Origin of the sequence: Clostridium sp. AM34-9AC (assembly GCF_003480225.1) — a bacterium.
Lineage (GTDB): Bacteria > Bacillota > Clostridia > Lachnospirales > Lachnospiraceae > Acetatifactor > Acetatifactor acetigignens.
The window spans coordinates 121905-145818 of the sequence record NZ_QUIU01000005.1 but is presented as its reverse complement, the minus strand read 5'-3'; the positions used below and the strand labels follow the sequence as shown (position 1 = coordinate 145818).

Here is a 23914-nt window from a genome sequence, read left to right as displayed (position 1 = left end):
CACCTTTGGGTCACACTCATCTTTTATTTCGGTCGTTTCTTATAATTTCTTAACCGGACTTAGAACAGAAATACAGCAGCTCCGTAAGGGGGCAGATCAAAGCTGATAGAATAATCCTTGTAATGGTAAGGCTTTTTCTCTGCCATGATCTCTGCGGGAATTTCATTGCCCCAGCCGCCGAAACGCTCCTCATCGCTGTTGAGCAGCAGCTTATATTTCTTCTTTTTCGGCACGGGTACGGTATAATTCTCCCATTTCATCGGAGTCATATTCAATACAAACAGCAGATTGTTCTTGCTGCTGGAACATTTTCTCACAAAGCAATAGGTGCTGTGTTCTGCATCATCCGCATTCATCCACTCGAAACCGTCCCAGGTATTGTCGATCTCATACATTGCAGGATACTTGCGGTACAGTTCCAACAATTCCTTTACATAGGTATGTACGCCCTGATTCAGCTTCTCACCTAACAGATACCAGTCCAGTTCGCGCTCTTCACTCCACTCACGCTCCTGTCCGAAATCCTGTCCCATGAACAGCAGCTTTTTGCCGGAATGTCCGAACATGTAGGTATAGCCCACACGCAGATTTGCGTATTTATCCGCAGTATAACCTGGCATCTTATTTACCATGGAACACTTCAGATGTACCACTTCGTCATGAGACAAGGGCAGAATGTAGTTCTCACTGTCATTGTAGCTCATGGCAAAGGTCATAGCGTAATGATTGCCCTTACGATACAGAGGATCCAGCTTCATGTATTCACAGAAATCATGCATCCAGCCCATATTCCATTTAAAGGAGAAGCCTAATCCCTCGCCTCCGATATCGCTGGTCACATTCGGCCACGCCGTGGATTCCTCGGCAATTGTCACAAATCCGGGATACGTTCCACGGATGACAGAATTCAGATGGTGGAAGAACTCAATGGCCTCCAGATTCTTGTTGCCACCGAATTTATTCGGCAGCCACTCACCTTCTTTTTTACCATAATCCAGATATAGCATGGATGCCACCGCATCTACACGGATGCCGTCCACATGGAACTCTCTGAGCCAGAACAAGGCATTGGCTACCAGGAAGTTCTTTACTTCATTTTTGCCGTAATTGAAGATTTTGGTTCCCCATTCGGGATGCTCTCCCAGACGGGGATCGGGATGTTCAAAAATGCACTGACCGTCAAATTCAGCCAAGCCATGGGCATCAGTTGCAAAATGCGCAGGTACCCAGTCCAGAATCACGCCGACTCCGGCCTTGTGCAGTTCGTTGATCAGGTACATGAAATCTTTCGGCGCTCCGTAACGGGAAGTCGGTGCATAGTAGCCGGTCACCTGATATCCCCAGGAACCGTCAAACGGATGCTCTGCAATACCCATCAGTTCTACATGGGTATACTTCATCTCCTTCAGATATTCTATGATCCGGTCCGCAAACTCCCGGTAATTGTAGAATCCTTCGGCGGTACCGTTGTTAGGATGCTTCATAAAAGAACCGATATGGCATTCGTAGATCGCCATAGGCTCTTTATTCATATCCTTTTTGTCCCGGGCTTCCATCCACTTGGAATCTCTCCAGTCAAAGCCTGTAATATCGGTGACGATAGATGCCGTACCCGGCCGGTACTCCGCATAATTGGCAAAAGGATCTGCTTTGTAGAGCTTTCTGCCATCCCTTGCATAGATCAGGAACTTATACATCGTTCCCTCTTCCACGCCGGGAATGAACAGCCCCCAGATACCGCCTTCTCCCAGCTTCTGCATGGGATGGGATTCCTCATTCCATTCATTGAATGTGCCAATGACATTCACCTGTGCTGCATTTGGTGCCCATACTCCGAAATAGACTCCCTGCACGCCGTCTTCCACCGACAGATGTGCACCCAGTTTTTTGTAAATATCATAATGGGTCCCCTGGGCAAAAAGATACTGATCTGCTTCGGAAATAAATACCTTCTCCTTCGTCATGACCGCGCCTCCCGCTATACAAAGTCTTTCTCGGTGAGGATGATCATATCCTCATCGTCATATCTCTTGGCAAACAGGACATCGAAGAAATGCTTCAATGTCTTTTTATTTGCATGAGCGATCGCTTCATCCACGATCTGCTTTACATCCACTACCGTAACCACATGATCTATCGTCTGCATATCTTCGATTCTGGTATGTAACGCCAGCTCTCCGAGTTCGTCAATAGAGTATTCCATCTCCCGTGCATACTGTTTGCCGAATGCCACCAGTGTGTTATTGCTGAGGGCTTCCACATCCATTCGTGCGGTAAAGCACTCTCTCAATTTTTCATGTTTCTCGAGGAATTTATCAATATCCCTCTTCGTATCTTCCAGAATAATTACGATTCCCTGACTCTCCTGCTGCAATGCCTTGTGAAGTACATTTGCCGTAGCATCGTTCATTTCGGATGCCTTGCAGATGATCAGCGCGCCGTTTTTCAGCTTGGATAAGGTATCTGCAGTATCCTTTTTATTCAATGCATGTCCAGAGATCTTTGCCACTTTTCCGGAGAAATTGCTGTCGGTTGCCTGAATTTCGCGAACCATGTTCTTCGCCAGAGATAAGGTATCCATACCCTCTTCTCCAGTGATGATCACGTTGCCGGTGTAGGCTGCCAGACTGATATTATCAATGGCCTTGACTAACTGCTCTCTGGCAGATCTGCTCTGGATAAAGGGTGCATACAGCTCTCTCTCTTCTCTGGTAAGCGCACGAACCTTTGCTTTGTCTCGCTCTACTGCGGGGCGCTCCGGCTGTTCCGGTGCTTCCCCGGCTTCCGGCGTTTCCTCAGCCGTCAGTTCTATCTCTTCGCTGGCTGTTTCCTCATCTACCGATTCTACTGCTTCCGCCGTGGGCTCCTCTACAGGCTCGTCATCCATTGCTTCTTCCGGTTCTGCCTGTTCCTCGTCTACGATTTCTTCCTGCTCATAGATTTCTGCTTCCGGTTCCGCAGGTTCCTCAAATTCTTCTGCTTCCGGCTCATATGCAGGTTCTTCCGCGAGTTCTTCTACAGTATCCTCTTCCGGAAGCTCTTCTACAGGCTCTTGTTCCGCTTCCTCTGCAGGAGCAGCCTCCGTCAGTTCTTCCACGGGTTCCTCTGTGGCAGGCTCTTCCGTGATCTCTTCCAGCTCTTCTACCTCATCGGTATCTGTTGTATCTTCTGCCACGGTATCTGCCGTGTCCGCAGCTTTTTCTTTTTCCAGTTTTTCCAGCAATCCGTCTCTTACCGCCTGCTCAAACTCCGTGAACATGGCTCCGGTCTGCTGTAATACATGTTGGCGAACCTCTTCTTCTCTCTTCTCCAGATTCTCCTTCTTCTTGCGTTCCCACTCTGCCAGAATATCCTCGATATTCATCTGGCCGGTGATCTGTTTCTCAATGCTCTCTGCCTCCGGCATTACCAGGCTGATCTGACCGTCGGATTCCTGTGCCAGCACATCGGCCAGTTCCTTGGGTGGCTCTACGGGAGCTTCCGGTACTTTCTGTGTTTCCGGTTCCTTCACGATTTCCTGTACTTCCGGTGTCTTCTGTACTTCAGATAGCTCCGGTACTACATCGGTTCTTCTTGCAACAACAGGCTCTTCCGGCAGAATCTCTTCCGTCTCTACCTGGGGCACCTGTGACAGATCGCCGATTTCTCCGGTCTCCCCAAAGAATACTTCCGAGCTCTCCATCTGCTCCGTCTCCGGCTCCAGATCGTCTTCACTGACATCTGCGATCTCTGGATAATCCAAAGACTCCGTATCGGAATCCCCGGGATCGATCATGGGTGCCACGATAGAACGGGTAATGGAATCCGAAGTCTCCTTCGCATGGTCCTCACTCAGTACCTCCCGCAGGCCTGCTGCCAGTTCTGCCTGTAGATTGATCGTATTATATTGTCCCACATCCATGGTCTTCACATGAATGTCGAAATCATCTTCCGCCGGCTGCGCGGGTGCCTGCTGGGGCTGTACCGGCTGCATCGGTTCATAGACTCTGGTGTCATCAATCACCTGATCATAAGCCCCCTCCTGCACATTGTCCGGATTGGAATCGTAACTTCCATCCTGTGCATAGCCCTGATTCGGGTCATAACTTCCATCCTGTGCATAGCCCTGGTTCGGGTCATAACTTCCGTCTTGTGCATAGCCCTGGTTCGGGTCATAACTTCCGCCCTGTGCATAGCCCTGATTCGGGTCGTAACTTCCGTCTTGCACATAGCCCTGATTCGGATCATAAGTTTCGTTCTGTCCATAACCGGGATCCTGCGCATAATTCTGAGAATACTGCTGCGTACCGGGCGCGTCAAAACGATGATCGTATTTTTCCTGCTGTTCCGGTGTTAGCGGCTGATGGAGCATTTTCAGCTCCATTGCCTTGATAACGTATTTGCCCTCGCCAAACCAAAGGATCAGCTCATCACATTCCTCTACACATCTGGCAGCAAGTCCTACTCTATGATATAGATAAGCCAACTCATATGCCCATTTTTCTCTGTAATCTCTCTTTTTCAGTTCTTCCAGAACAGCAATGCGCTCTTCCAGACTGACATCCTGCGCCTCATATAATTTGTACTGCAAAATATATCTGCCGGGATCCTTGGGCGCTACCTGCACAAACTCTTTGTAATACTCGATAGCCTGTACATACTCTTCCATTTTAATGGAAAGTTCGCACAGAGAATAGCAGATCGTCCTTCCTCCCGGACGGCGTTCATATGCCAGAAGCAGCATATCTCTGGCATCCTCGTATCTTCGATTGATCTTGTAAAGGTCACTGATAGTGCACAGCATCATAACACTTTTGACTCTGCGCCAGTCAATGGTATCCGCAATCTCCGCAGCCTGCGCATACTCCCCACGGCTGATCAAGTCTTTGATTTCTTCCGCTCTTAATTTATATTCACTCTTATCCAAGGTATTTCGCTCCCTTAACCTTTTCTTATCCTAAGCTTCTCATTTCCCCGGGTACACTACCCCACTTTTTTCTTATTCAGTGTACCATAGTACCCATTGATATGTCAAAATCAAACTGGGCAAAATGTATGGAAATCTCCCCTTCGGAATACTACCCGCGAAAGTGGGATGACTTCTTGGGTTTTTGACGTTTTTTCGCCTGTCGGATTGCTTCTTTGCGTCTGTTACGAAGGTCCTGATCCACCGAACGATACCGGGATCTGGAACGATTTCTTCTGCGGTTAAATCTCCAGGTCAGGCGGGTACTGCGGTGGGCAAAATGATAATTCTTGAAAAACGTACGTAATAACAGTGCAAGGAAGATCAATACCGCAATTCCCACGATACAGAAAAATACTTTTACCACATTAATGAAAATAACCGCAGGACCGCCGGAAGTGCTGTTTTCCTCCTCCGGGGATGTCTCCTGTGCAGCCGTTGGAATTCCACCATTGTTTCCGGTGTTATCTCCTGCTGTTTCGGTTGTCTCTGTATTGTCTGCCTCTGTGGTCGTTGTGCCTGACTGCGTTTCATCGGTTGCACCGCTTTCCTCTGCAGACTCCGTGGTCTCTGCCGTATTTTCCCGGAAGACACTACTGCCCTTTTCCGCTGCCGTAAAGTCCAGGGATGCCGTTCCCAGTACCACATCATTGTAAGTATAAGTGATCACAGCCACCTGTCCTGGTTCTGTATTATCATAGGAAATACTGGACACCGCATCCTGAAAGGTGATGGTGTTCGGCAAAGTGATGCTGTCCGTCTGGTTCAGTTCCAGAATCGGTTTGGAGTTGCCGAAAATATCATTCCCACTGTAAAAAGATCCTGCATTCTCGATATTATACTTGGTCTCTGTCTGAGAAATGTTCACTCTCTGAAAATTGCTGAAACCATAATCAAACAGAGTGATTGTATCTTCATAGTAATTCGGATTTTCGTCTTTCATGACCACACAGATCAGCTTCATGCCGTCTTTTTCCGCACAGGACACCAGTGTACTGCGGGCAACATCGGTGTAACCGGTCTTACAGCCTACCAGATACGGATATGCATATTTACCGCCGGGGATCAGTTCCATCTTGTTGACTTCCATAATATCATCTGGCTGGCGTTCCGACGGCAAAATATGCAACATATGTGTCATTGTCATTTTACACAGCGCTTCGTTGGCAAAAAAAGCTCTTCCGATCATCGCCAGGTCATAGGCACTGGTGTAATGATCCTCATTGGGAAGTCCGTTGGGATTGACGAAATTGGAATCAACACACCCCAGTTCCTTGGCTCTTTCATTCATGATCGGTGCAAAGTCCTGCCAGGTCGTTCCGGAAATATGCTCTGCTACCGCGAAAGAAACTTCATTGGCGGAGCGGATCAGAATGGCATTCAGACATTCCTCCATGGTCAGCTGCTCGCCGGGGTCAATAGCGATATGGTTGCTTCCGGGATCAATATCGTGTACCGCATCATAGGAGAAATCCACGATCTCATCCATGCTGCAGCGCTCGGATGCGATCAATGTTGTCAGAATTTTGGTGGTACTGGCAGGGTATTCCTGCTGATGAATATTTTTGGCATAAAGGATCGCTCCGGTATCCGCATCCATCAAAATGGCGGATCCTGCGCTGACTACCGGTCCCGTAGGCCAGTTTGCCACTTCATTGGACTGAATGGCCAGTGCCTGATTGCGGGCGATGTTCTCTTCTTTGATCGTTGCAGCAGAGACACTAAGCCCCTGAGATGCAAAAAGGCAGAGAGCGCTGATTCCCATCACTGCCCTGGTTAAAAAACTTCTATATGAAAAATGCCTGAAAAACTGCATGTATAAATCCTTCCTGATATCTTCAAAATAAAATGGTGTATGATAATGCGCATTCTTTATCATACACCATTTTACCTAAAAACCAAAGTCTTATCTCTATTTTTTAATTCTTTTTAAGACCTTCTGCGAACGCTGTCATTCTCTATACGGAATACCGTAAATGTTCCTGTCCGTCGAAGTCTTTCCACACAAAATTTTTGCCTTCCCAGATCATGTATCCGTGCCAGCTTTCTTCCTTTGGAATCGACACGGACCCCGGATTCATGCAGATATACTGCTCTGTCTCATGAACAACGCATTTCGGCACATGAGTATGACCGTGCAGTAAAATATCTCCGGAATGCAATGGCGGCAGTTTCTGCTCATTATAGATATGTCCATGGGTGGCATAGATTGCCTGCGTCCCTTCCGCAAGTACACAATAATCACTCAGCACCGGAAATTCCAGCACCATCTGATCCACCTCCGTATCGCAATTACCGCGTACACAGTAGATATCATTTTTCCGCTCGTTCAATAAAGCGATCACTTCCTTGGGCGCATAATCTCTGGGCAGATCATTTCTGGGGCCGTGGTATAAAATATCCCCCAGTAAAAGCAGCCTGTCGGCCCCTTCCTCCGTATATGCTTCCAACAGTTTTCGACAGTAATATGCCGATCCGTGAATATCCGATGCAATCATCCATTTCATAAATTTTCTCCTCCTACTGCCAGTATAATCCCCCGGCCTGTGACTTGACAAGCTTTCTCAGATAAAGTACATTGACAATACAGATTACTATTAAGAAAGGCTGAGATTACCATGAGGTTACGAAATATTACCGGTTCCCGGGAAGTTATTGCGAAAAGTCCCTATGTCGTACCGGAAGATACCCTGGAAGCATGCCCCGGAACCTGGCATGAGATTTTCGGAAACGATCATCCGATCCATATTGAGATCGGTATGGGAAAAGGACGTTTCTTAAATACCCTTGCAAAGCAGAATCCGCAGATCAATTATGTGGGAATTGAAAAATATTCCAGCGTATTGCTCCGCGCGATCCAGAAAATGGAAGAGGACGAGCTTCCCAACCTGAAATTCATCCGTATGGATGCAGAAGACATCGATAAGGTATTCGGAAAAGGTGAAGTGGACCGCATTTATCTGAATTTCTCCGATCCTTGGCCCAAGGACCGTCATGCGAAGAGAAGACTTCCTTCGAGACAGTTTCTGGCCCGCTATGATGTGATCCTGAAAAAAGAGGGTACGCTGGAATTCAAGACAGACAACCGCCCGTTGTTTGATTTTGCAGTAGAGGAACTGGAGCCCGCCGGATGGAAAGCGCAGGTGATCACCTACGATCTGCATAACGATGCCGCGCTGATGGAGGGGAACGTCATGACCGAATACGAGGAAAAGTTTTCCTCCGTTGGCAATCCCATCTGCAAATATATTATTTACAGATAAGGCCCCGAATATAGAATCTTATTTTTGAGATACTATCAACAACAGATAACAGAAAGGAAGGATACTTATGGAATATACGTTTACCGTTGCTAATTTTGAGGAAGAAGTTCTGAACTCCCCTCTGCCCGTTCTGGTAGATTTCTACGCAGACTGGTGCAATCCCTGCAAGATGATGGCTCCTACCGTGGCAAAGCTGGCAGAAGCTTACGAGGGAAAAGTAAAGGTCGGCAAGATCAATGTGGATGAGAACATGACCATCGCCCAGAAGTACCGCGTGGCAAGCATTCCGAATTTTGTGATCTTCAGAGACGGACAACCCGTGGCCAACTTCGTCGGCGCCATGTCCGAAGCGGACTTCCGTGAGAAGCTGGAGCAGGTGATTCTGTAAAAATCAGTTTTTTAAACCCGGGTACGGTGAGCGGATGCCTCTGCCGTATCCGGGTTTTTGATTTTTTACAGATATTTTCCCGTAATGCTATCGGCATCTGCCTTGATCTGCTCCAGAGTTCCTACAGCAACGACCCTGCCGCCATCTGCTACGCAGCTGATTTTGCTCATTTATGAGGTGGTGGCTCAAATAATTAAAACAGATCCAGCATAGTGTCCAGATAGATTTCTTCTCTGACCTGCAGCTGGTACTCCGGCTTCGTCATATAGTACAGTAAAAATTCCAGAACCAGTGCACTGCCCAGTCCCCGGCCCTCGATCTTATAATTGGAAAATCCCATGGGCAAGTAGATCTTCTGAATATCTTCCACGCTGATAAATCCGGGATTTTTCATAGCTTTGGAAAAACGATACCCCTCCTCTGCCCCCGGTGAGGTACAACTAAAATCCGGCTCCTCTCCCAGATTCCTGCGGCTGACGGCTTCGTAGCATTCCTTCCTGTCCTTGCAGCCAAAATAGCAGCACTCATTGCATAAAAACTCCACTTTGTCTTTCTGTGATTCTGTCAGCGTATTTAATTTTTCATAAGCCTTGTTCAGGCGGAAATCCGGTACAACATAGCGAAAATCTTCTCTGTCTGTTTCCTTTTTTAACGCTTCAAAATCCGTCAGTACTTTTGTGGTGGAGGATATCAGATAAAGTTGCGGATAATGACTTTTCAAATACTGTAACAGCAGTTCCGAATGGACGATCACGCCGTTTTCCGGGGTTGTATTTTCCGCAAACAGGGCACAGAGTTCATTGCATTTTCCGTCGGAAAGATGTTCTTCGATAAGCTTTGAATTGCTGAAGGTCAGACGGGCTGAGATCCCGTATTCCTGTAACAGTGCCAGCACTTCTCCTGCGTCGTGATCCTCCAGTGAGACCCGGCCGCCTCCCCAGATACAGTCCGGTGGGGCTCCGTAGATGGAACCGATGTCGCACCAGTCGTAAAAATATTCCCGGTGCTCCCGAAACAACGGCAGGAACATTCTGTATAATTCATAGAATTCAAACAGACCGGGAAGATGGTAATGGGCTGTTTGTTTATTCATGTTTCTGCTTCCTCCGTATTATTTTTCATATTCAAAATATTTCAAAAATCCCCATTTAGAAAATGTTAAACAGGGATAACCATAGGTATATTATAGCCTATCCAGAAAAATGAGACAATTGAATATAATTAAAATTCCGGCGACCACCTCTCTGGTAATCGCCGGAACCACGTTTATTTATTTTCCCCAGACTTCCTCCGCCACTTCTTTCACAAGTCGGAGTTTTGCCCACTGTTCTTCCTCGGTCAGCTTGTTGCCGATCTCGCAGGAAGCAAATCCGCACTGGGGGCTTAAGTATAATCTTTCCAGTGGAATGTATTTTGCCGCATCATGGATTCTGTCAATGACAAGCTGTTTGTCCTCCAGTACGGGAGACTTGGTAGTGATCAGTCCCAGAACAACCTTTTTCTCCCCGGATACCTTGGCCAAAGGTGCGAAACCGCCGGATCTCTCATCATCAAACTCCAGGAAATAGGCATTCACATTCTCTTCGCCGAACAGGATATCCGCTACGGAATCATAGGCACCCTCGCTTGCGTAGGTGGAATGGAAATTACCGCGGCATACATGGGTGTTGATGATCATATCCTTCGGTGCATTGGCAATCACCTTATCGTTAATATCCTTGTGGGCTTTCTGGAACTCCACAATTCCCTCTCTGGTGGTTCCGTACAGGGTATGACCGATCTTGTCTGCGAACATGCCCCAGGTGCAGTCATCCAGCTGTATGTTCCGGCATCCTGCCGCATAGAGATCATCGATCACTTTTCCGTAGGCCGCCACGATGTCATTTACCAGTTCCTGCTCATTCGGATAATGCTTCTCTGTGCAGCCTCGGTTAAAGGGCATGGTAAACTGTGCCAGAAACTGGGCGGGAGAAGGTATGGTCTGCTTTGCTACGGTATTTTCATCCTCTAATGCTTTTACAAACCGGAAATGATCTACAAAAGGATGCTCCCCGGTCAGTCCGATCTTGCCTACAATATAGGTATCATCCACCATGGCCGCCTCGCCGTGGAACGGAAGTCCCGTCTTGGTAGGGGTATGGCCGATGCCGTCGAATCCCCACATGAAATCCAGATGCCAGGTGGCTCTGCGGAATTCACCGTCTGTGATCACATGATAGCCCAGCTCTTTGATCTTGCTCACAAGCTCTGTGATGGCTTCATCTTCCACTTTCTTCAGTGCCGCAGCATCGATCTTTCCTTCATTGAACTGTCTTCTTGCTTTCTTCAACTTCTCCGGTCTTAAAAAACTTCCTACGAAATCATAGCGAAAAGGTGTCTGTAAATTGCTCATTGTCATTCTCTCCATTTCTTTGTCGTTTTTTGAATTGTCCTCATTATAAGAGAAATGATGAAATCCGCAAAATACGTAAAAATAAGGGTTGTCCATAGTTTAAAACTATGGACAACCCATTCATCCTAAATACTTCTGCAGTGCTTCCAGGTAGGTAGTACCCAGTCTGTTGAGCATTCCTTTTCTGTGTGTGATATAACCGATCCGCATGTCACTCTCATCTGCCAGTGGCACGGCGATAATATCTTTTCCGTTTAATTTTTTATCGATCACGCCGCTGCACACGGTGTAACCGTTCAGGCCGATCAGCAGATTGAACAGTGTCGCTCTGTCCCGCACACGGATATTTTTCCTGCGTTCAAAATCAGAGAAGATTTCCTCTGAAAAATAAAAGGAATTGTGCTCTCCCTGTTCAAAAGACAGGTACGGGTATTCTTCCAGTTCTTCGTTCGTAATTATGCTGTTACCCGCCAGCGGATGTTTTCTGCTGATAAATACATGGGGACTGGCAACAAACAACTGGTGGAATTCCAGATCATGGGATTTCAACAGCTTGCTGAGTACCGCTTCATTGAAATCATTCAAAAACAGGATTCCGATCTCGCTGCGCAGACGCGCCACATCTTCTATGATCTCATAGGTCTGTGTCTCCCGCAGGCTGAAATCGTATTCTTCCTGCCCGTACTGTTTAATCAGGTCCACGAATGCGTTGACGGCAAAGGAATAATGCTGGGTGGATACGCAGAACTGTTTTTTGCCCCCGGGATTTCCCTTGTATTTATCCTCAAGGATCGCCGCCTGCTCCAGCACCTGTCTCGCATATCCCAAAAAGTCATCTCCCTCTTTGGAAAGCGTGATCCCCTTGTTGGTCCGGTTGAAAATAACAATATTCATTTCCTTTTCCAACTCGTGGATCGCGTTGGTTAAACTAGGCTGTGAAACATACAGCCTGTTGGCTGCTTCCGTGATGGTGCCGGTCTCTGCTACCGTTATTACATACTTTAATTGCTGAAGTGTCATTCTTTTCCCTATTTTTTATCCTTTTTACTTTCACCGTAAATGGCGACAGCAACGCACAGGATCGCTGCTGCAATCGCCAGCCAGAATGCCAGATCCATATATTGTCACTCCCAAAGTTTTCAAAATCTCTTCCTGAGGTTAGCACTCGCTAACCTCCGTGTCAATCATTCTTCCTTTGGGAAACAGGATTTATTCTCAGACAATATCTTTCAGTTCTTCCTCTTCCTGGCGTTTCATTTTCTCGATTTCTTTTTTATCCATACGCTCGATCACACGGGAAAACAACACGGTTCCTACTATAAACGCGATCACTTCCAGCGTAAGGTTGTCTCCGAATATCAACGTTGCCACAAAAAGGATCAACGCACTGATGATCATTCCGGCTTCTATATATTTCAGTTTTTCCCGCCAGCGCTGCATCATAAGATCAGTCCCTCCCTTGCATCCACACCAGTCTCCCTGCGGTTCAGGTAATCAAACGAAATCATCTTATGTTTCACATAGAGCCGCTCGAGTGTCATAATGGGAATCTTGTAAGAATCTCCCCGTTCTTCCCAATATCCCACGCCGTCTTCTCTCTCCTGCTCGATCAGCATGTGAATGTACGGATCTTTGTCGGTGTAGCAGATGTAGAACTTTTTCAGGCTTCCCATAGTAGGCGTGACTGCGATCTCCACATGGCCCGTCCGGTATTTCGCCAGCCACTTGATGGCATATTCGATCTGGGAAAAATCCGTGACGGTCTCCACCTTATCCCCGTAAGTTAAGGTGAATGTGTAGGTCAGAGACTTGTCGATCTTATACTTGGTGTATTTCGTTTTCTCCTTGTGGTATTTGACAGAAAAGTGAACACTAATCACAAAGATCACCAGACCCAGCAGAAACATGATAAGCGGCGGCAGGATCTGCTTCTCCTTTGTCGCACCGCAGAAATAAATAACCGGGAACACCATAAATACCAGTCCCACCATAATAAGACCGGAATAAAAGGATTCCCAACTCCTTTTTGTAAACATATTCTCCCCACTCCTTTGTATTATTTTCCACCATAGTAACACAAGAGTGGGGCTATCGTCATCTTTTTTAGAAAAGAATGTCCTCCGGCCGGATCTTATCTTTCTCCGTAATGGGACGGATCACCCGGCAGGGAACGCCTGCTGCAATCACTCCCGCCGGAATATCATGGGTAACCACACTTCCGGCGCCGATCACAGAACCCGCGCCGATGGTTACACCACCGCAGACCGTGGCATTTGTTCCGATCCATACATTTTCTTCCAGCGTGATGGGTGCAGAAGTACCGATTCCCTGACTGCGCTGTCCCGGGTCAACCGCATGTCCGGAGCAGGCCAGACAGACGCCGGGCGCGATAAATGCACCCGCACCGATATTGACGGGTGAGGTATCCAGAATGACACAGTTATAATTGATGACTGTAAGTCCGTGGGTATGAATATTAAATCCGTAATCGCAGTGAAAATCCGGTTCAATGCCTGTCATCGGATGACAGGTTCCCAAAAGCTCCTGTAAGATTTCCCGCCGCTTCTGCTGTTCCTTCGGAGCTGTCCGGTTATATTCCCAGCAAAGCTGTTTTGCCCGGTTCTGTTCCTCTCCCGGGATATTTTCATAGCCACTGGCATAGGCCGCAGGGCGCTTCATAATGTCTATAACGTTCATGTTTTACGCTTCCTCGCTTTTTCTTTTCCCGAAAACCTCACAATTTACAGTAATGTCACCATTCTCCTGGATGATAATATTCTGCCAGTGAAATGTATTTTCATTTCTTTCCACGAAACGCCATTTTCTATTGGGATTTTCCAGAACAGTTCCCGTCAATATTCCATTTTCCATGGTAAAACACAAATTTGTAAATTTACTCTTGCATGCATATACCATATCATAACAATGGGTCTTTGAATTATATATTCTGAGTCCGACACCATACTCACCATCCGGCTGTGGAGAAGTCTCCCTCGTTGCTCTGGAAGGACATATGAACATATCTTCAATACCTATCCCGTTGAGTACCCGTCTGAAGATCCACTCTCCTTTTAACTGGCGCTGCGGCCTGCTACGATCACCATCTATAAATTTATCTTTATAATCAAATTCCCAATCACCCAGCAATGGTGCAAACCAATCATATTCCTCCGGAATAGTTTCTTCCGATCGTCCATATAAAGCTTCTATAAAGCTATCCATATCTTTATACCTTCCCTATATCTGCATCATATTAATCCTGCAATAATCGCCCTCACATCTTTTATCCCCGAAAGCAATCCTCGACCTGTTTCACAATCGTTTCATCCAGCCAGCCCTTTTTCGCCATATCCCACAGGATCTCACAAGCTTTTTCGTGAGACATGCCCTGTTTATAGGGACGACTTTCGGTCAGTGCCTGATAGATATCTATACAGGCCATCATGCGCTCCTGCGTGTTCAGTTCTGCGGCGGTCTTCCCGAAAGGATATCCGGTTCCGTCCAGCCGCTCATGGTGGAATGCCGCCCAGTCGCGGATCTCGTCAAAATCATCTACGCCTGACAGAATATAATAGGTATATGCCGCATGATGTTTCATCACAGCAAATTCGTCCTCCGTAAGCCTTCCCGGTTTCTCCAGTATCTCATTTCCTACCGCTACTTTTCCGATATCGTGCAAAGCGCCCGCAAGGTACATTTTCTCCACGGTTTCTTCATCAAATCCCATATAGCGGCTCAACCGTTCCGCATCCTCTGCTACACCGATGGAATGGGTGCTGGTGAATGGAGATTTGTAATCGACGATCTGTGCAAAAAAGCTTGCCAGCTCCTCGATCTGCGCAAAGCTTAGCTCCTGTTTGATGCGGGGGATTTTCTCCCACAGATTTTTCTCAAATCTATCCTCTCCCAGTGTCAGAAAATGCGGCAGGGGAAACGCCCGCAGGAAAGCATCCACACATTCCTTGTCCACAACGGTTCCTTCATTTTTGTGAAGATATCCACAAGCTTTATTGAAAATATCCTCCGTGAAGCCCTTTGCACCGTACGCCCGGTCCAACAGATCGCTTAAATGAATGATGCGGGAAAAAAGCGGAACCTCTTCCCACGTTTTTTCAAACGGTCCACTCCCATTGGCATTTTCATGGTGATACAGAATTACATTCTTCACATCCGTATGGAAGGGAAGTCTCTGTATATTTTTTTCACCCAGGGTACAGTGAATTCCTACCTGAGAAGCTTGCACAACATTTGCAACATCCTTATGTAATTCTTCCTGAATATACTGTGTCAGTGCATTATCATGAAGCAGGGCACATGCTGCCAGATCCTGCAGGCTCTCACCGCTGATTCCCAGCTGCTCTGCCATGCAGACACTCATGTATGCCACACGCTTCGCATGTTTGTCAGACACATGTACCAGCTCTGCCTCCACACAGTCCAAAGCATACGAACAGGCTGACAATAATCCTAAAACATCCAGTAACATTTCTATATCTCTCCAATCTCTTTATAACACACCTATTATGACAATGATTTATGTGAAAAGCAAGCATATCCTGGACAATAAATTATATCAAAAAGGAGCAACTCCCGGTACTGCAGAGTTGCTCCTTCTTACTGTCCATCGATCGGATTATGTTAGCTATTGATCCTCTTAATTACTTCTTCCATTACAGGCATCGCAGGTATTGCTCCTTCTCTCTCAACACATAGGGAAGCCACCGCATTTCCAAAGCGGACACATTCTATCATTTCCTGTAAAGAATATTCTTCTATACGCTTACCGGATTCACAAATCTTATATAAAAAGCCTCCCATAAAAGAATCTCCGGCACCGGTGGTATCCACAACTTTGCTGGAATAACCTGAAACATATGCTTCCTGCTGATCCTGCAGATATACAAACGATCCTTTTTCGCCTAAAGTAATGAGTACTATTTTTGCGCCATACTCTGTTATGCTCTCTGCTGCTTTCCGAACATCCGTATAACCTGTTAATAGCTCAATCTCTTCTTCTGATACTTTAACGATATCTGCATATTCTAAAATACTTCTCATCCATTTACAGGCTTCTTCCTGTGAATCCCATAAACTGGCTCTGTAATTCGGATCATAAGAAATAATTGTTCCATTATTTTTCGCAGCTTTTAATGCAATAAACTCTGCATTTCTGGATAGTTCATCTGTTAACGACAAAGAGCCTACATGAAGAATACGGCTTTGGCAGATGATATCTTTCCGTATTTCCTCAGCCTTCAGACCGATATCTGCTCCAGGTTTTCTGGCAAACGCAAAATTTCGTTCTCCGTTATCTGCCAGTTTAACAAAAGCAAGTGTTGTAAAATAGTCTGCATCACTTATTAATCCTTCGGTTGAAACACCGCATTTATCCATGGTTTCCTTTAAGAAATCTCCCAGGAAGTCTTCTCCTATTTTTCCGATAAATGCTGTTTGGGCACCCAGCCGTTGTGCCGCAACCACAACATTAGCAGGTGCACCTCCCGGATTTTGTGTATAAGACAATGTTTGTCTTTCACTCTCTTTTTTTCCGGTAAAATCAATCAATATCTCTCCCAGAGAGGTAATATCATAATGCCGTTTTGTCCTATATTTTATATCTACGCCTATATTTCCTTGTGGGTATAATTTTCCTGTATAGCGATATAAACCATGCTCCCACAATAATGTAAATGTATTTCCGTCTATGAGGATATCAATATCTGTTTCTTTTTCCATCATTTCACAGGGCACAGTCCGTATACCATATCTGGAAGCTCTGTCTGCCCGGTTATAATTCACGGTCATTTCTTTCTTTGAAGAATCAAAGCATATTGTCACGGTATGCCTATCTGTATCATATAGATCAATACACAACAACTCTCCATCTCCCGGCAGCTTTCCCTTCAGTTCTACCATAACCGGCTCACTTTGCGGTGGTATGTTTTCACCGGTCCAATGTTTTTCCAATGTTCTGCTGAAGAGCTTCATCTCAGCTTTCACTTTATCAGCCACTTTTGCGCACAAGCGCCTGTTATCATCTAAATACCACACTCGTGATACATCCAGTATTCCACGATACCCCTCCTTGGGACCGAAATCCCGGATCCAGGGCATCCACAGCCAGCCGCCCAGCCAGGCAACAGACCGTATTTCCCCATGCAATACCGGATATGTCTGTGCCGCATAATAATGAGTTCCAAGATCCAAAGTTCCGCTTATCTCTTTATGGAATTCACATTTGTCAAAATCCATCTGTCCGGACAGATATAGCGTCGTTACACTGTCTTTTTCATACATCGGCGAAGTTGTCAAAAACCAGACATCATCAAGGCAGAAGGCATCCGGACATTCAAACATTCTGCCCTCACCGGGCTCTGCTTCGTACAAAATTCCGCTATACGTCCAATGGTACAGATCGGTAGAAGAGAACAGATAAATTCTTCCGCAGCTGTCCGGATGTTCAATTCTTCCGGTGGATCCTCCACAGATCATTCTCCATTTCCCTTGTGCAAAAAACACCTTGGGATCTCGAAAATCTCTTCCTCCCTTTTCCGGGACTTCTTTTATCAGCGGGTTTTCTTCTGCCTTTACGAAATGTATCCCATCCTTCGACACTGCCAGATTTTGCGTCTCAAAAATACCGGTTTCATCTTCCGTTCTTCCTGTATAGAATAAAAATAACTGATCATCATGTACAACAACCGATCCGGAAAAGCATCCGCCGTTTTTATCGTTATCATAGGGCATATCGGGGACCAGTGCCGGTTCCAATTCTTCCCAGTGTATCAGGTCCCGGCTTACCGCATGCCCCCAGTGCATACTGTCCCAGTTATCATGGTACGGATTATACTGATAAAATAAATGATATTGTCCTTTAAAAAACACCAAGCCATTAGGATCATTGATCCAGCCTTTCCGTGGTGTAAAATGTAGGGATGGCCTTACGATTTCTCTCATTTTCTTATCCTTTCACTGCTCCTGCAGTCATACCACTTATAATATACTTCTGCAAAATGACATAAAATACCAATTCAGGAAGCATGATCATCAGACTCGCTGCAATGATCCCACTGTAATCCATGGAATATTGTCCTTTAAACATAGATGTCATTAACGACACGGTGTTTAAGGCATTATTCTGAATAAAGGTTGATGCAAACGGGAACTCATTGTAAATATAAACTGCATTAAAAATAATGATCGTCACGAACGTCGGTTTCATGACCGGAATCACTACTTTGGTACACAGCTTAAAAAGATTGCAGCCGTCGATAATTGCTGCTTCTTCCAATTCTCCGGGGATATCTCTCAAAAATCCGGTAAACAGTAAGGTATTGAACGAGATGTTCACTGCAACATACGGCAGGATCAGTCCCAAACGGGTTCCAAGGATTCCCATCAATGAATCAATCCGGTATACCGGAAACAGTAGCACATAAATAGGAATGCCAATCCCGACCAGCAGGAACAGATACAATGTTTCCGATGCCTTATGGTTTCGAAAAACCATTCTGGCAATTGCGAACGAACTCATAAAAGTAAATAAAATACTGAAAAAAGTAGATATTACTACCAGTAAAATCGTGTTAAAATACATTCTGGAAAAATCAATAGTATCGATCGCACGCTGATAATTTTCAAAGCTTATTGTCTGCGGCAAAGAAAGCGGACTGTTGACAATCTCATTATTTGTCTTTAATGAAAGCAACATAGCCCACAGTATGGGCATGACCAAAAGAATAATCAATCCCAGCAGACATATGTAAAAAATGACTTTTTTTATCGATATTCTCTTGTTTCTCATGTTTAACTCCTTTGCTTCCTCGTTGTGATCTTAATATAGGAAAACGAGCCCAGAATTGAAAGTAACAGAATTGCAACCGCAATTGCCATTCCATATCCATACCTTCTGGATGTAAATACTGTAAAATACATATATGAGGTAAGCAGCTCCGACTGATGAGCAGGTCCTCCGCCTGTCATCTGATATACCAGTTCATATATTTTAAATACGCCTGTTACCACCAGAACAATATTAATAATAAAGGTCTCTTTCAGCATAGGAATTGTCACATAAAACAAGCGTTGTAACAAATTGGCTCCATCAATATCGCAAGCTTCGTAAATATCTCCCGGTATTGCTTTGATTCCGGATAAAAAAATAGTTCCATGGAAACCCAGTACCTGCCATGTGAATACGATCGCCAATGACAATGGAGACCATTTAGTTCCACCGATCCATTCAATAGCAAGCATATCCAGTCCTATTTTGTGCAATACACTATTTACCAGCCCATAATTAGGATTCAGGATATATCCCCAGATAATTCCTATGATAATAGGCGCTATTACATAGGGAGCAAAAATCACCATTTTAAAAAATGCGTTTCCGTGAAAATTCTTGTTCATCAATAATGCTGCCATAAAAGATCCAACGATCAGGAATATCACACTGAATAACAATACTAAAAATGTATTTTTCAATGCGATCAGAAATAGCTTATCATGGAACATAGCAACATAGTTTTTTATTCCCACAAATGATGCTTTTCCAAGACCACTGTAGTCCGTAAAGCTATAATAACATGCGATAAACACAGGAATAATAATAAATACTGCATAAATCATAAGAGTCGGAAGCAGCATAATGATTTTTGCTTTCTTTGTACTCAACCAATACATAGCTTTCTCCCTTTCCATTCTATAGAAAAGAGCGGTATTACTTAATTTCATACCGCTCTTTTGGTTTTATCTTTCGGCACTTTGTAAATTTTCTACATAATCAGCTGCTTGTTCCGGTGTGTAAACGCCGGTCATAACACCGAAGGTAGCATCAAAATATCCATATGCCACATTGGACGAAAGTGAATTAAACGGCTCAGTTACTGCTTTCCAGTCATCATTTAATGCCGTGATCATCGTGGAAAGTACAGGATGTTGGCTCTCATCAATCTGTCCATTATATGTAGAGCACGGTAATGCCGCGGTATCCTCGGCAATGATCCTGGTTCCCTCTTCGCCGTAATAGAACTGCCAGAACTGCATAATTGCATCTAACAACGCAGGATCTTCTTCTGCTGCCTTTGAAGATACTACATAAACACCGCCGGATGCCTTGATTCCGATCTGCTGCTCATACTGGCTGTCGGAAAAGGTAGGTCCCCAGAAAAATCCGATTTTAGAAGCCATATCACTTCCCTCAAAATCACCGATATCCCATGCTCCGGAATTGAACATTGCTGCATTTCCACCCAGGAACTGCTCTTTTGCTTCAAAATATCCAATATTAGAAATGTCCTTTGTGAAAGTTCCTTTTTCACGCATTTCTTCTACTTTTTCAAAATAGTGAATAAAATCTTCGTTATTCCAGGAAATGCTTCCATCCTTCAGACCGTCAAGCTTTTCAAAAAATCCATATCTTGCCAGCATTGTCTCAAATGCCCAGATACTGTAATTATCCTGCGCACCCACGGTCAGCGGTGTGATTCCGGCTGCATTCAGCTTATCTACCGCATCCAGGAACTCTTCATAGGTAACAGGCACTTCTTCGATTCCTGCCTGCTGGAAGAGATCTTTGTTATAATAAAATCCTACCATCATAACTTCACTGGGCATTCCCACATCTTTACCGTCAACGGTACATGAATGCACCAGTCCGGGAAGAAGGCTGTCATTGATACCATACTGATCCAATGCATCTGTCAGATCATATAAATACCCATTCTGTGCAAACTCCTTTGCGGTTGCCTGCTCCAGCCAGAAAACATCCGGAAGCTTATTTTCTCCTGCCAGTAAAGTCATCTGTGTATTATGCTCGGACACTTCTTTGCCCGTAATATCAATTTTAATCCCCGGATGGCTTTCTTCAAAAGCAGTAATAATCTTCTGCAGATGCGGCTCCTGTGCCTGAATATCAGCAACATGCTCTGCAAACTTGATCGTGATCTCTCCGGATCCATCTGCAGTCGTAGAGCTCTGCGCAGTCTCTGCGCCGCCTGTAGTTCCTTCTGCATTTCCGCATCCAGCCATTGTAAACAGCATAGCGGCCGCACAAGTAAGTGCCATCATTTTTCTCCAATACTTTTTCATCATAATTGTACCCTCCTTATTCTTGTACATGAATATCATCTAACGTCCCATACAGGATGTCAATATGTTTGCACATTTTCCCATTCTCTTCCTTCTGACTGTAGATACCCCATGCTTTTCCACAGATGAAGAAACTGGACATTTCACCTTCTATTGCAGGATGGAATGACAAGGTTCCGCGATACATATCACTTTGCAGTCCCAATAATGCATTCAGCACTCCCCAGCTTGCCATTGCTCTGCAATAATGATGACCGGACTCGATCTCACTGAACGGATTCCTCTTGTATCCGTCATAACGATCCCGAATTGACTTTACCACCGTCAGACCTTCCTCTACACAACCTGAATAAATCAGATTAACGGCTACTTCATACTCTACTCCTGTCCACACCTCTCCGGCATAGGATAACGGGAATTTAGGTCTGCCGCCTTTCGGCCAGGTAGCTACTACCATTCCATGCTCTTCATTGATTGCATATGCTCTGTGCACACTGTCCGTATGATAAAAATCCGTTTTATAATTATACTTGAATACGGATTCCATAGCAGATTTTACATGCTCTTTCGGTAAAATTTCCCCGATTCCGGCCATATATGCCAGGAACTGTCCGAGAAGCTGATCTGACAAACAGCCTTTTCCGAATTGATATTTATATTTATCAATCTCCTTCTGTACCTGAATATAATATTCTCCGTCAAACATCAGTTGATCGGCTCTTGCAGCTCCTTTTTCGTAAGCATCTGCGTATAGCTGATGATGTTCTTCGTCTCCTACGATCTCAGCCATCTCTTCACAGCATTTCAGTGCTGCCAGGAAGATACTGTCCGTCATGGGATTCGGTCCGTAAAATTCAATATCATAGGTTGTATTCTGCTGACCGTCCAGTACATCATCTCCATCCAGATCCCATTGTTTCAGGGCATATTCCATTGCCAACACTACTTTGGGCCAAATGGTCTTCAAAAATTCCACATCCCCGAGATTCTTGAAATCCCGGTAGACACGAACAACACTTCCAAGTTCTCCATCACAGGCCGGAACCATTGCATACCGTTCCTGATCAAATACGGAAAACATTCGTGTAGACATGCATCCTGTCTCATCTGTTTCTCTCAAAAATTCTACATTACGCATAGTTTTTTCAAGATCCGGGAACAGAAAAGCAACCGTCTGTGCATAATTCCATACATGAGGCACACTACCGTAACCGCAGCCTATGTAGTCACGTATTCCTTCAAATCCGGCAAAGGTTCCGTCTTCCAGCCGGAAACATAAATTACTTCGAAGATTCGTAATGTTTGCAGTCAGAGCATCAATCACATAATAAGGTAATGTAGTCTTATGGAACATAGCATCGGCAAATTTTCTGCTGTCTGATTCCAGTCGTTCCTTATTATGGTATACATATTTTGCTACATCCCATGCATCTGTGAATTTTGTTGCATAGTAATTTCTTACCGTTCCGTATTCACCGCGCTGGAATTTCTCGTAGTCCTCATCAAACTCGATCCATGCCTTTACCCTGTTGGGGAAATACCATGTAATGACAAATTCGAAGGTTCTTTCTTCTCCCGGCTGAAGTTCTTCCCAGGCTCCGATGGATCCGATCTTTTCTCTTCTTTTCAGGAAACTGAAATTATGAAATTGTGCAAATTCACATCCCACACTGTCAGATACGGTCTCTTTTTCCAAAAGTCCATCACTGGTAAAGTCATCCCAGAAATCCTGTATTCCATCCACCCATTCGCCGTCAAACCACTGTGTTTTATAGGTTACATTGGATCCACTGGTCAGAATCGCCATATTTCCATACCGTAAATGATCCTCTTTCAAATGTTCGGGTGAATAATACAATCCCTTCACATCATCAAATTCCCGATATTCATTTTTTACGCTGTCGGCCAGCTTCAGGTTCTCAATAACATCATATCCCTCAAAACCGGATGCATTGGGAAGTGTGCCTACCAGGCTTACTTTTGTCGGACAGTCTGCAACATTTTTCACTGTGTATCGGATAATTGCACAGGGAATACTGGAATCGTCTGTATTTAAAGGAATAAACGGTGTATATGCTTCCATAGATACTTTTACGGGCAATTCGGAATCTTTGAAATTCACCCTTGCAAAAGGATATTCACAAATCAGTTCGGAATCTTCCATTCTTGGCAGATTTACTAATTCAGCCTGAAGATATCCGTGTGAGCTGGTATATGGCGGAACCATTCTCGATTCCAGAATTTTCGATATAGGTTTTTCCAGTTCTTTGTTTTCCGTACGAATTGCAAAAAAGGAAAGGGGAAATTTCGTATTCTTGGAAGGCCAGTTAAAAATTTCCCAGTCGAGGAACTTTCCTCTTGAATTTACAGAAAAATTACCTGTTCCGATTCCGCCCAGCAGAAAACGGACTTCCGTTGCATCCCGCTTAAAGACCCGCGGTGTTCTGTCAAATAATTTCTCTTTTGAAAATGTCTTTTTCATCTTCTCCTCCTTTTAGTTGTTCGGTTGTTCGAATAACTTGTTTTATTTTTTAACTCCCTGCTTTTGCAGAGAGTTTTTTATTTAATCTTGTTTGTTCGAATAACTTATGCTATGATATTAGCATAACGAAAATATATTGTCAATCACTTTTCAAAATGTGGGGGATTTTATGAACACCAGAACACCAAAATACATGCTTATAAAAAATGAATTTGTCCAGAAAATCGAAAGCGGATATTATCGTCCCGGCGATCTCATCCCTTCCGATAATGAATTAATGCGTACTCTAAATGTAAGTAAAAGCACTATTACACAAGCCCTGAAATGTCTGGAAGCTGAAGGATATATTATACGG

Annotated in this window: 19 protein-coding genes; 2 read left to right on the top strand and 17 right to left on the bottom strand. The window is 44.9% G+C overall.

What is annotated here, in order from left to right:
- Positions 1-59: 59 nt before the first annotated feature.
- The 4 genes from glgB to yfcE form a co-directional block, all read right to left on the bottom strand.
- Entirely contained in the window at positions 60-1964 is a 1905-nt protein-coding gene (gene glgB, locus DW835_RS04810; RefSeq protein WP_118730773.1) for a 1,4-alpha-glucan branching protein GlgB, read from the bottom strand.
- Positions 1965-1978: 14 nt separating this feature from the next.
- A complete protein-coding gene (locus DW835_RS04805; protein ID WP_118730772.1) occupies positions 1979-4906 on the bottom strand; it encodes a resistance to Congo red protein in 2928 nt (975 codons plus the stop codon).
- 151 nt (positions 4907-5057) lie between these two features.
- Positions 5058-6761 carry a D-alanyl-D-alanine carboxypeptidase family protein gene (locus DW835_RS04800; RefSeq protein WP_182430250.1) on the bottom strand — a complete coding sequence of 568 codons (1704 nt, stop codon included), beginning with the start codon at positions 6759-6761 and terminating at the stop codon, positions 5058-5060.
- A 142-nt stretch (positions 6762-6903) separates the two neighbouring features.
- The gene (yfcE, locus tag DW835_RS04795; protein WP_022312648.1) at positions 6904-7452 is read right to left on the bottom strand and encodes a phosphodiesterase; all 549 of its coding nucleotides are present in this window, start codon (positions 7450-7452) and stop codon (positions 6904-6906) included.
- A gap of 111 nt (positions 7453-7563) precedes the next feature.
- Between yfcE and trmB the strand changes: the two genes are divergently transcribed.
- The gene (gene trmB, locus DW835_RS04790) at positions 7564-8208 is read left to right on the top strand and encodes a tRNA (guanosine(46)-N7)-methyltransferase TrmB (RefSeq protein ID WP_118730770.1); all 645 of its coding nucleotides are present in this window, start codon (positions 7564-7566) and stop codon (positions 8206-8208) included.
- A gap of 67 nt (positions 8209-8275) precedes the next feature.
- The gene (trxA, locus tag DW835_RS04785) at positions 8276-8596 is read left to right on the top strand and encodes a thioredoxin (protein WP_022312646.1); all 321 of its coding nucleotides are present in this window, start codon (positions 8276-8278) and stop codon (positions 8594-8596) included.
- Between the two features lie 193 nt (positions 8597-8789).
- On the opposite strand, the gene DW835_RS04780 is transcribed toward trxA, so the two are convergent.
- The 13 genes from DW835_RS04780 to DW835_RS04720 form a co-directional block, all read right to left on the bottom strand.
- Positions 8790-9689 carry a hypothetical protein gene (locus DW835_RS04780; RefSeq protein ID WP_118730769.1) on the bottom strand — a complete coding sequence of 300 codons (900 nt, stop codon included), beginning with the start codon at positions 9687-9689 and terminating at the stop codon, positions 8790-8792.
- Between the two features lie 177 nt (positions 9690-9866).
- Entirely contained in the window at positions 9867-11003 is a 1137-nt protein-coding gene (locus DW835_RS04775) for a 5-methyltetrahydropteroyltriglutamate--homocysteine S-methyltransferase (protein ID WP_347559355.1), read from the bottom strand.
- A gap of 105 nt (positions 11004-11108) precedes the next feature.
- Positions 11109-12008, bottom strand: a complete 900-nt coding sequence (locus tag DW835_RS04770) for a LysR family transcriptional regulator (protein WP_118669499.1) — start codon at positions 12006-12008, stop codon at positions 11109-11111.
- Between the two features lie 195 nt (positions 12009-12203).
- Positions 12204-12431 carry a hypothetical protein gene (locus tag DW835_RS04765; protein ID WP_117465284.1) on the bottom strand — a complete coding sequence of 76 codons (228 nt, stop codon included), beginning with the start codon at positions 12429-12431 and terminating at the stop codon, positions 12204-12206.
- Positions 12428-13024: a hypothetical protein gene (locus DW835_RS04760; protein ID WP_022313157.1), complete on the bottom strand. Its 597-nt coding sequence runs from the start codon at positions 13022-13024 to the stop codon at positions 12428-12430. The genes DW835_RS04765 and DW835_RS04760 overlap by 4 nt, the downstream gene beginning before the upstream one ends.
- 67 nt (positions 13025-13091) lie before the next feature.
- Positions 13092-13685 (bottom strand): sugar O-acetyltransferase, encoded by a 594-nt coding sequence (locus DW835_RS04755; protein ID WP_118669498.1) that lies wholly within the window; start codon positions 13683-13685, stop codon positions 13092-13094.
- A 3-nt stretch (positions 13686-13688) separates the two neighbouring features.
- Positions 13689-14210 (bottom strand): hypothetical protein, encoded by a 522-nt coding sequence (locus tag DW835_RS04750; RefSeq protein WP_118669497.1) that lies wholly within the window; start codon positions 14208-14210, stop codon positions 13689-13691.
- A gap of 61 nt (positions 14211-14271) precedes the next feature.
- Positions 14272-15474, bottom strand: coding sequence for an HD domain-containing phosphohydrolase (locus tag DW835_RS04745; RefSeq protein ID WP_118730768.1), 1203 nt, complete (start codon positions 15472-15474; stop codon positions 14272-14274).
- A 152-nt stretch (positions 15475-15626) separates the two neighbouring features.
- Positions 15627-17945, bottom strand: coding sequence for a PfkB family carbohydrate kinase (locus DW835_RS04740; RefSeq protein ID WP_118669495.1), 2319 nt, complete (start codon positions 17943-17945; stop codon positions 15627-15629).
- 4 nt (positions 17946-17949) lie between these two features.
- Positions 17950-18792 carry a carbohydrate ABC transporter permease gene (locus tag DW835_RS04735; protein ID WP_118669494.1) on the bottom strand — a complete coding sequence of 281 codons (843 nt, stop codon included), beginning with the start codon at positions 18790-18792 and terminating at the stop codon, positions 17950-17952.
- A 2-nt stretch (positions 18793-18794) separates the two neighbouring features.
- Positions 18795-19721, bottom strand: coding sequence for a sugar ABC transporter permease (locus tag DW835_RS04730; protein WP_242993439.1), 927 nt, complete (start codon positions 19719-19721; stop codon positions 18795-18797).
- Positions 19722-19736: 15 nt separating this feature from the next.
- Positions 19737-21080 carry an extracellular solute-binding protein gene (locus DW835_RS04725; protein ID WP_181968624.1) on the bottom strand — a complete coding sequence of 448 codons (1344 nt, stop codon included), beginning with the start codon at positions 21078-21080 and terminating at the stop codon, positions 19737-19739.
- 13 nt (positions 21081-21093) lie between these two features.
- Positions 21094-23559 carry a GH116 family glycosyl-hydrolase gene (locus tag DW835_RS04720; protein WP_117465275.1) on the bottom strand — a complete coding sequence of 822 codons (2466 nt, stop codon included), beginning with the start codon at positions 23557-23559 and terminating at the stop codon, positions 21094-21096.
- Positions 23560-23914 lie beyond the last annotated feature (355 nt).